The sequence below is a fragment of the Amycolatopsis rhizosphaerae genome (assembly GCF_007713715.1).
Classification (GTDB): domain Bacteria; phylum Actinomycetota; class Actinomycetes; order Mycobacteriales; family Pseudonocardiaceae; genus Amycolatopsis_E; species Amycolatopsis_E rhizosphaerae.
This window is the reverse complement of record NZ_VJWX01000266.1, coordinates 1-9617: the sequence shown is the minus strand read 5'-3', so window position 1 is coordinate 9617 and position 9617 is coordinate 1. Positions and strand designations below refer to the sequence as shown.

Genomic DNA, 9617 nt, shown 5'->3' with positions numbered 1-9617 from the left:
GCCGCTGGCGAGCCCTGCGCCACATCACCACCAGCCCACGCAAGATCGGGGACATCACCAAGGCCGCGCTCGTACTCACCCATTTTGAACACGGCCGACTCAGCTGAAAGACGCTGAGATCACTTCACTGTGTTGAACCCTGTCGGAGCTGGCAGTGTCGTTTCTGCGAGGAACCACGTCAGAACCCGCGCCGGTGCAAGCTGACAGCCCACAGCAAGCGGCTCCGCCGCTTTGACACACGCTCTAGGCTCCGTGATCATGACGGAGCGCCCACGCCGAAAGTCGCCGCTACTCGGCACCTTCGTTCTCGCGACGGTACTGCTGGTCGCCGTCAGCGGCTGGTTGCTGACCGATCCGGCGACCACCCGCGCCGACGCGCTGCGCACCGGTGGTCTGGCCGCGGGTGCGGTGGTCGCGCTCTATGCCCTCTGGCTCAACGACCGGCGGCGGCAGGTCGAGGAGAACCGGCAGCGGGTCGAGCGCGAACGGTACGAACTGGAACTGCTGCGCGCCGAACGCGACCGGGAACGCGTCACCGACGAGCGGTTCGGCAAGTCCGTCGAACTGCTCGGCAGCGACGCCGATCAGGTCCGGGTCGGGGCGCTGCACGCGCTCGCCGGGGTCGCGCGCGCCGAATCCGGCTACACACAGACCGTGCTGGACGTGCTCTGCGCCTACCTGCGCCGCCCGTTCGACCATCCCCGCTACCACGACGAGGACGAGCGCGACGAGCCCGATCCGGTGGCCGAACGCGAACTCCAGGTCCGGCTCACCGCGCAGCGCCTCATCGTGGATCTTCTGCCACCGGCCGGTGCCGCCGCTCCGGCCTACGACCTCGACCTGACCGGCGCCGTGCTGGAGTACTTCGAACTGACCGGGCGCAAGGTAGGCACCCTGGTCCTGCGCTACGCACGGCTCTACAGCAGTTCGAACCTCAGCGGAACCGAGTTCACCGGCCCGGTGTGGTTCACCAGGGCGACCACCGGGGAAGGACGCTTGAGCGGCCGGTTTCGCTGCCAGGGAGCGCACTTCCGCTCCCGCGCCTGGTTCAGCGGGGTCCGTTTCGGCTTTTCCGCGTGGTTCGACCGCACCCGCTTCGACGGCGAGACGGCCTTCAAGGGAATGGTCTGCACCGGTGATTTCAGCCTGCGCGACGCCGTCTTCGACACCTCACTGGACCTTCGCCAGGCCGAGTTCGGAAGCGACGTCGATCTGCGCTTCACCGCACCTCAACCGGCCATTTCGCTCTACGACACCATCGTCGGCCCGGACCACGACATCGAACTGCCCGACGGCTGGGCGACCGAACCCCTCGACTCCCACCACGCCCGGATCACCGTCCCCACAGCCTGACACCGGTTCGGGCCGTCCATGCGGGCGCTCGTGCCCGGCGGCTCACCAGGCCATCGCGGTCGAGTGCTCGGCGGCCAGTTCGGCCAGCCGGTCCGGGTCGGCCTGCGAACGCAGAATCAGGTGGTCCGACTCCCGGTAGCGCCAGACCGACGTGTCGGTGAATCGGTGAACGTCGTGAAGGCAACAAGATCGACCGACACCGATGCCCTAGAACGCGTCCGAAAAGGCGACTGTCCGTTGTGGTCTACCACCGCCGACTCCTCCGCGATGCGGGGCGGGCGATCGCGGCGGGCCTGGGAGGACAATCTGGGACGGCATCATGGTCCAGCGTGGCCGACTCAAACCCCGTACATCGGCTCTTCGGACAAGTCACTTCCCAGGCCCGCCGCCAACGCTTTTACAGCACCCATACCGGATCCGCTCGGCACAGATAGCCGCCGCCGGCGACGGCCTTCCACGCGGCAGTGGCCCGCATCACATCGACATCGAGAACCCGCATGGGCCAGTCGCGCGATTGTCTTGGTGTGGACGGGAGTGGCCGGGATGGGGCAACTGGACGAGGGAAGTCTGCTACGCCGCGCGGCCAGGGGCGACCGGGCCGCGTTCGAGGAGTTCTACCGCCGGACGTCGCCTTGGCTGACGGTGCGGCTGCGCCGCCGCTGCGGCGACGAGCAACTCGTGTCCGAGGTGCTGCAGGAGACCTACCTCGCGGTGTGGCGGGGCGCGGGCGCCTTCGCCGCGGACGCGGCGGGCAGCAGCCCGCTGGGCTGGCTGTGGACAGTGGCCGGCCGGCGTCTCGTCGATGCCTTCCGTGCGCAGGGACGGCACCAGAACGTGGTCCGGGCCGTGCTCCGGACGGCCGAGGAGGCGGACTCGCCCAGCGCGGACGAGGCCCTGCTGCGGTCCACAGTGTCCGGTGAGCTTGGCGACGCCCTCGGTGCGCTCGCTCCCGAACTGCGCCAGGTTCTGCAGGCACTGGTGCTGGACGGGCTGAGCGTGCGCGAGACCTCGGCGCTGCTCGGCATACCGGAAGGAACGGTGAAGACGCGGGCCCGGCGTGCGCGGCTGGCGATGCGGGAGGCGATTTCATGAGCGGTAAAACGGAAAGACACTGCGGACAGGCCGTGATATCCGCCTATGTGACGGGCGGGGGCACGCTTCCGGCCGGCACGGAATGGGCGCTGGAAGAACACCTCGAGAACTGCGCGCTGTGCAGACAGCGCGTGGCCGACGAGGTTTCGGCTCACTCCCCCGCGGTGGCCACGCTGCTCGACGGTGTCTGGGCCGAAGTGGACGCGAAGGCTGTCGGCAGGCCGGCACCGGCACCGTCGCGGTGGCTGCGCACGGTGCGCCGGTGGGCCCCGCCGTCGCAGCAGCCCTGGCTGCTGATGGGTGTGCTGGTGATCCTGGCGGCACTCGGGATCGACCTGCTCGCCAAGGGCGGGCACGCGCCTTCGCTGGTGCTGCTGGTTTCCCCCGTGGTGCCGCTGCTGGGCGTGTCGGCGGCCTGGACGCGACGGCTGGACCCGATGGGCGAGCTGGCCGTGAGCACCCCGCGTGCGGGCCTGCCACTGGTGTTGCGCCGCACCACCGTGGCGCTGCTCGTGGTGATCCCCGTGCTCGCCGTCGCCGAGGGTGTCACGGGCGTGTCGCCCGCCCTGTGCCTGCTGCCGTGCCTGGCGTTCACCGTCGGTGCGCTCGCGCTGGGCAGCGTGCTGGGTGTCCGCCGTGCGGCCACGGTGCTGGGCACGGCGTGGGTGTTCGCGGTGATCGTCCCCAGCCTGCTCACCGCTCGTCTGCCGCTGCTGCTCGCCCCGCCGAGCCTTCCCTTCTGGGGGCTCGCGGCCGGGGTGGCCGCGGTGGCGACCGCGCTACGAGCGCGCGCCTTCGGCACCCTGCCCGGCGCGGAACTGCCCTGACCTCTTTTCCTGCGAACGACGAAGGAGACCCGAAGTGCGTGCGGTGGACCCCGCCGAACTCGCGCCCGCGACCCATCCCTGCCACGTCAGGGCGCATCGCCTGAAGGTGCGCGCGGGCAGGCGCATGGCTGTCGACGGACTGGAACTGCGACTGGGCCGGGGCGTGCACGGCCTGCTCGGCCCCAACGGCGCGGGCAAGACGACACTGATCCGCTCACTGGCGACGGTGCTCAAGCCCGCCGACGGCGAACTGGAACTGCTGGGGCAGCGCCTCGGCGGCCGGGCCGACCTGCGCCCGCTGCGCCGGAAGATCGGGTACCTGCCGCAGGAATTCGGCTACTACCCGCGGTTCACGGTGCGCGAGTTCGTCGAGTACATGGCCTGGCTCAAGGAGATGGACCGGCGGCACGTGCCCGGCGCGGTGCAGCGGGCGATCGAGCGGGTCGGCCTGGCCGATCGCGCCGACGACCGGATGAAGACGCTCTCCGGCGGCATGCTGCGCCGAGCCGGGATCGCGCAGGCGATCGTGAACGACCCCGGCCTGCTGCTGCTCGACGAGCCGACCGTGGGGCTGGACCCGGCCCAGCGCGTGGACTTCCGCGCACTGCTCCGGGACCTGGGCGCGCAGGCCTGTGTGCTGGTGTCGACGCATCTGGTCGAGGACGTCGCGGCGGCCTGCACCAACGTGGTCCTGATCGACGAGGGCAGGCTGGTGTTCCAGGGCACGCCGGACGAAATCGCCGGGCGGGGCGGGACGGACGACGTCGGCGACAACCCGATCGAACGTGGGTACACGGCCTTGCTCACCCGGCACCGCGCTGGCAGGGGGGCGGCCCGATGACATCCCGGATCCTGGGCATCGAGCTGCGCCGGTCGGCGGCACCGGCGAGTGGCGCGCTGATCGCCGCGCTCGGCGTGGCCGGGCTGTGGTCGCTGGTGCTGTCCGGGCAGGCGAGCCTGTGGGACACGCAGTGGACGACGCTGGCCGCCTTCGGGCGGATCATGCTGGTCGTGCTGTGGCCGCTGGCCGCCGGTGCGGGCGTGTGGCAGGTGCAGCGCGACCTCCGGTGCGGTACGGGCGAACTACTCGGCACGACGGCCCTGCCGGCCCGGCGGCGGATGCTGCCGACGGCGGTCGCGCTGGGGCTCTGCCTGGTCCTCGGCTACGCGGCGACGCTTGCCGTGGGTGCGATCCGGGTGAGCGGCAGCACGAGCCGTTTCCACACCGGCTGGCTGCCGGTCGCCGCGGTCGGGGCGCTGTCACTGGTCGCCGCGGCGTGGTCGGGCATGGGGATCGGCAGGCTGTTCCCGTCCGCCTACACGGCACCGGTCCTGGTCGTGGCCTGCTTCCTGCTCCTGCTCGCCCCGATCCAGCTCGCCAAGTCCGGCGCCCCCGGTCGTGCCGCACTGCTGTCGCCCGTTCTGGTCGAGAAGGTGGACGAGTTCAGCACGGTTGCCGGCTCGGTGAGTCTGGCGCAGGCCGTCTGGTTCGGGGGGCTGGCGGCCGGCGGGCTCACGCTGGTGCTGCTCGCCCGGCGCCGCACCGCGATCACCGCCGCGGCGGCCCCGGTGCTGAGCGGTCTGTTGGCGGCGATCCCCCTGCTCGGCGCCGCACCGGTCTCCGGCCTGCGGCAGGACCCCGCGGCGGTCGCCGAGGTCTGCACCCGTGACGGCGGCCCGGTGGTCTGCGTGACCAGGGCGCACGAGCAGGGCCTGTCCTCTCTGGTGGGCCCGGCCCGCCGTGCGCTGCAGTTGCTCGCGAAACTGCCTGACCCGCCGTCCTCCGTGCACGAGGTGACCGGGGAGCGGACCGGCCCGCAGCCGGCGGACGAGGTGTGGCTGCATTCGGACAACTACGCGCCGGGGCAAGGCTGGCCGGGCAACGGCGACGACGAACTGGTGGTGCGCATCCTCGCCGGGGCGGGCACTCGCCCTTGCGACCCCGTCGACTACCGGACGAGGGCGATCGCGGCCGCATGGCTGTACGGTAGCTACCCCGCGCCGGGGCTGCGCGTCACGCCGGGCGAGGAGACGAGTGCCCGCGACGCGGCCTGGCAAGCGCTGACGGCGCTGCCGGTCGCGGACCAGACCCGCCGCATCGCCGCGGTCCGCGCCGCCGGGCTGCACTGCCAGGACGACCCGGCCGCCGCCCTGACCGGAGGTGGCCGGTGACGCGGCTGCTCGGGCTGTACCTGCGGTCCCGCCGGGTGCCGGTGGCACTGCCCGCCGCGGTGATCGCGACCGCCGTGGTTTCCGTGCCCGGAGCCGCCGGGGACGATCCACAAAGGACGCTCGTTTTCACCGTCTTCGCGCTCGCTCTCGGAGTGAGCGTCCTCGGCAACGGGCTGGGTGGCGCCCACGAAACGCTGGAGCGCACCGCGGCCGTGCCCTGGGCCCGCTGGCGCTCAGGGCACCTCGTGGCGATCGCGGTCACCGTGTGCGCGGTCGCGTCGCTCACCAGTGGCGCACCGGCGGGCACGGTCATCCGGGACGCGGCCGGTCTGGCCGGGCTCACGGCGCTGGCGTCGGCGGCGTTCGGCCATCAGCTCGCCTGGACCCTGCCGCTCGCGTGGGCGGGCACCGCGGCGGTGGTGCCACCGGTCGCCCAGCCGGTGCTCCTGCACGTGCTCACCTGGCCCCTGCAGCCACCGGACGCCCCGGCCGCCACGGTGGTCGCCGCCGCGCTCGCCGCCACCGGGCTGGTCACTTACGCCGTCCGCGGCAGCCGCCCAGTGGACCACCCGCCCGGCGCCACCGCAAGCGGCGACTCCCGTTGCCCGGCGTGATTCGGCGAGTGCGCCTACTCGCTGCGCAGAGCCACCGCCGGGCGATTCCGGGCCGCCCAGCCCGCCGGGAGAAGCGCACCCGCCGTCGCGATGATCAGGCCGCCGAGGACCAAAGCGACGACCAGCGGCAGGGAGTAGACGGCGATATCCGCCGCCGGGATGCCGGTGCCCGCGGCGGAGCCCATGGCCGGCACCACCGCGTCGTGCAGCAGGATGCCGATCGGAACGCCGACCACGCCGGAAACCAGGCCGATGCCCGCCACCGACGTGACGACCATGGCGACGGTCTGCCCCGGCGACATCCCCAGTGCCTTGAACACCCCGAAGTCGTGGACGCGTTCACGGGTGTCGAGGACGACCGTGTTCAGCACCCCGAGCCCGGCCACGGCCACCAGCATCAGGGTGAGCAGGGCCACCAGGCTTTCCATGGCGACGAAATTGGTGCTCGCGTGGGCGGTGTTGGGCTGGGCGGTGATGTTGTACGGCAGCAGTGCCCGGTCGAGGGAGTCCAGGTAGCTCGCCTGGCTCACGTCCGGCCGGATGTCGATGTCGAACTGGACCGACATCGGCTGGATGTCGGCGTGCAGGCCGTCCAGCGAAGCGATGTCCGTCAGCAGGGCCTCGTGCGTCGAGAAGACCTCGCCGACCAGCCGCACCGTCACGCTGCGGCCCTGGTTGGTCAGGGTGATGGTGTCCCCGACCCGCGTGCCGCTGCTCCGCAGGAAGCCGGTCGGGGCGACTGCCTCCCCCAGCCCGTGGAACCAGGTCCCGCTGAGCATCCGGTACGAGGCCCAGGAGGAGTCGCCCTGGTAGGCGATCACCTCGGTCTCCCCGGCAAGCCCGGCCACGCCGACCCGGGTCTGGCCCGTGCTGAAGAACCGCCGGGTACCCGGCTGGGCCTTGATCAGGGCGGCGATCTCGGCGGGGTCGGCCTGCCGGGGCGGCTGCCCGCTCCCTCCCATCCCGAGGGCAGGCGGCGCCGGTGGCCCGAAGAGCTGGACCACGGCCGCGCCGGGCGACCTGCGGTTGAGATCGTCCCGGATCGCGCTCAGCGAAACGGCCAGGCCGGCGCCGAAGGTGACCCCGACCGTCCCGAGGACCACGGCCGCGACCACCGTCGCCGACCGCGACGGCCGCTTGAACGGGCCGGCCAGACCGAGGCTCAGCGCCCGGGGCAGCGGCAGGCGCCCGAGCAGCCGGTTGACGGTGCGGCCGCGTCCGGCCCGCGGGGTGCGGCCCACGGCGATCGCCTCCACGGTGCGCAGCCTGCCGGCGCGCAGCGCCGACGGCAGGGCCGTGGCCACCACCGCGCCGAGCGCGAGCGCGGGGACCGCGAGGTCGAGCCACGGAGCCAGCGTCGGCGTCCCGTCGCCGAACGCATCGCCCGCGTCGGACATGACCGGGATCGCCAGCAGGTTTCCCGACACGACGCCCAGTGCGGTGCCGATCGAGGCCGGGATCAGCGCCTGGCCGACGTAGGCGCGCGCCACCTGCGCCGGGGTGAAGCCCAGCGACTTCAGGATGCCGATCCGGCGCGTGGCCGCGGTGACCGCGCCGCTGACCACGATCCCGATGATCAGGATCGACATGCACAGTCCCAGCACACCGAAGGCGGCCACGAACGGGACGAAGGTCGCGGCGGTCTTCTCGGCGGCCGCCTTGAGCTTCAGATAGGAGGCGGCCTCGGTCATCGAGCCCGGCGGCACCGCCGCGGAGACCGCGGCCCGGTCCGCGGTCAGCTCGGCATCCGTGTCCGCGCTACGGAAACGGTAGAGCATCTGGTAGGCGGGCTCGGTGTCCGCTGTGGACAATGCTGCCAGCTGCGCCGGCGTCACCCAGGCAGAGGAGCTGCCGGACATCGACCGGGCCTGCCCGACCACGGTGAGCGCCGGTTTGCCCGGCAGGTCCGGGAAGGTCATCCTGTCGCCGACCTCGAAGGGCGAGTCGGTGGAGCTCACCACGGCCTCGCCCGGCCGGGTGGCCCAGCGGCCCGCGGTGATCACCAGGTCGTCGACCGGACCGCCGTCATCGGCGCGACCGACGAAGGTCATGGGCTCCAGCCGCAGGCCCGGGGGCAGTCCGTCGGCACTCTCGCCGGGCGACGGCCGCAGTGACAGGACGGGGAACGGACCGGCGACGGCCGTCACCCCGGCAACCATCGCGGTGGCTTCGAGCTGGGCCGCGGTGACCTTGCCCGCGTCGAACCGCGCGGTCAGGTGAGCACCTCGCTGGCCGGCGAAGGCCGTGTCGAAGGGAGCCTGCGAGGCCACCAGGAGCCCGGCGGCCAGTATCGAGGCGGTGACCGCCATCATCGTGGTCAAGACCATCACCACGGTCTGCCCGCGGCGCCGCCCGGTCCCGGCGCGCACCACCTTGCCGAGCGCGCTCACTGGACCGTCACCCGCTCGTCGCGGAAGATCCTGCCGTCGAGCAGCTCGATCGTCCTGGTCGTGCAGGACCGGGCGAGCGCGACGTCATGGGTGACCAGCAGGATGGTCTGACCGTTCCGGTTGAGCTCGACCAGCAACTCCCGCACGTCCGCCGCGGAGGCGCTGTCGAGCGCACCGGTCGGCTCGTCGGCCAGCAGTAGCGCCGGACGGTTCATCAGGGCTCGTGCCACCGCGACCCGCTGACGCTCACCTCCGGACAGCCGCCCGGGATAGGCCTTGGCGTGTCGCGCGATACCGAGCGACTCCAGCAGCCCGGCGGCCCGCTTGCGGGCCGTCCCCGCGGCCATTCCGGCCAGTTGGGCGGGAAGCATCACGTTGTCGTCGACGGTCAGGTCGTCCAGCAGGTTGAAGAACTGGAAGACCATGCCGATCCGCTCCCGCCGGTACCGCGCCAGTGCGGCCTCGCTCATCTCGTCGACCCTCAGTCCGTCCACGATGACGGCGCCCTCGCTGGGTTTGTCCAGTCCGGCGATCAGGTTGAGCAGGGTCGACTTGCCGCTGCCGGAGCGACCGAGCACGGCCAGCGCCTCACCGGTACGGACATCGAGGTCTATTTTGGACAGCGCCGGTCTGCCGACGTCGTATTTCTTGCTCACGTCGCGGATCTGGATGAGTGGCGCGGTCACGGGGCCTCCACGAGAACAGGGAAGAAATGCGCCGTCAACGCTAGGTGCGCGCCTGGCACGGCGCGTCGGCCGCGACAACGAAATCCGTTCCGTCCGCCGGACGACGGGCACTCTGGCGTCATCCCTTCGGAGGAGGTCCCGCGGACGAGCCAACCTCGCCGTCACGAATGATGTGACGCGGGACAAGGGGCTGTCAGACTGCTCCGGTGCACACAGGAGACCTCAGGGCTCGATGGAACGCCGTCCTCGCCGCGGTGCGCCGGGGCCCGTTCCCGCCACCGAGCCTGTCCCGCTGGACATGGGCGGCCGATGCGGTTCTCGCGCTGGTCCTGGCCATCGGCACGCTGAACGGTGCGCTGAGCAGGCCCGACGACATCACCGAGTCCCTGACGCCGCCGGCGGGGCCGTTCGGCATGCCGTCCGGGGTGCCGTCGGCACCCGACGCCCCGATCGGGATCGTCACCCACCACTACGGCCCCGCCC

8 protein-coding genes and 1 pseudogene are annotated in these 9617 nt (G+C 72.0%); 7 read left to right on the top strand and 2 right to left on the bottom strand.

Features of this window, described 5'->3' with window-relative positions; genetic code table 11:
- Positions 1-258 precede the first annotated feature (258 nt).
- The 6 genes from FNH05_RS23385 (at position 259) to FNH05_RS23360 (ending at position 6058) form a co-directional block, all read left to right on the top strand.
- Complete coding sequence (locus tag FNH05_RS23385; protein ID WP_144590866.1) at positions 259-1353, top strand: pentapeptide repeat-containing protein; 1095 nt, start codon at positions 259-261, stop codon at positions 1351-1353.
- Positions 1354-1896: 543 nt separating this feature from the next.
- The gene (locus FNH05_RS23380) at positions 1897-2445 is read left to right on the top strand and encodes an RNA polymerase sigma factor (protein WP_144590865.1); all 549 of its coding nucleotides are present in this window, start codon (positions 1897-1899) and stop codon (positions 2443-2445) included.
- Complete coding sequence (locus FNH05_RS23375; RefSeq protein WP_144590864.1) at positions 2442-3272, top strand: zf-HC2 domain-containing protein; 831 nt, start codon at positions 2442-2444, stop codon at positions 3270-3272. The genes FNH05_RS23380 and FNH05_RS23375 overlap by 4 nt, the downstream gene beginning before the upstream one ends.
- Positions 3273-3306: 34 nt before the next feature.
- Positions 3307-4113 (top strand): ABC transporter ATP-binding protein, encoded by an 807-nt coding sequence (locus FNH05_RS23370; protein WP_144590863.1) that lies wholly within the window; start codon positions 3307-3309, stop codon positions 4111-4113.
- On the top strand, positions 4110-5444 hold the full coding sequence (locus FNH05_RS23365; protein WP_144590862.1) for a hypothetical protein: 1335 nt from the start codon (positions 4110-4112) through the stop codon (positions 5442-5444). The genes FNH05_RS23370 and FNH05_RS23365 overlap by 4 nt, the downstream gene beginning before the upstream one ends.
- Positions 5441-6058, top strand: a complete 618-nt coding sequence (locus FNH05_RS23360) for a hypothetical protein (protein ID WP_144590861.1) — start codon at positions 5441-5443, stop codon at positions 6056-6058. Before FNH05_RS23365 ends, FNH05_RS23360 begins: the two co-directional genes overlap by 4 nt.
- A gap of 14 nt (positions 6059-6072) precedes the next feature.
- On the opposite strand, the gene FNH05_RS23355 is transcribed toward FNH05_RS23360, so the two are convergent.
- Together FNH05_RS23355 and FNH05_RS23350 are read right to left on the bottom strand one after the other, a co-directional pair.
- Positions 6073-8448 carry an ABC transporter permease gene (locus FNH05_RS23355; protein ID WP_144590860.1) on the bottom strand — a complete coding sequence of 792 codons (2376 nt, stop codon included), beginning with the start codon at positions 8446-8448 and terminating at the stop codon, positions 6073-6075.
- On the bottom strand, positions 8445-9134 hold the full coding sequence (locus FNH05_RS23350) for an ABC transporter ATP-binding protein (protein ID WP_144590859.1): 690 nt from the start codon (positions 9132-9134) through the stop codon (positions 8445-8447). Before FNH05_RS23350 ends, FNH05_RS23355 begins: the two co-directional genes overlap by 4 nt.
- Positions 9135-9340: 206 nt before the next feature.
- Here FNH05_RS23350 and FNH05_RS23345 point away from each other — a divergent pair.
- Positions 9341-9617, top strand: a pseudogene (locus FNH05_RS23345) (hypothetical protein); the annotation flags it as partial.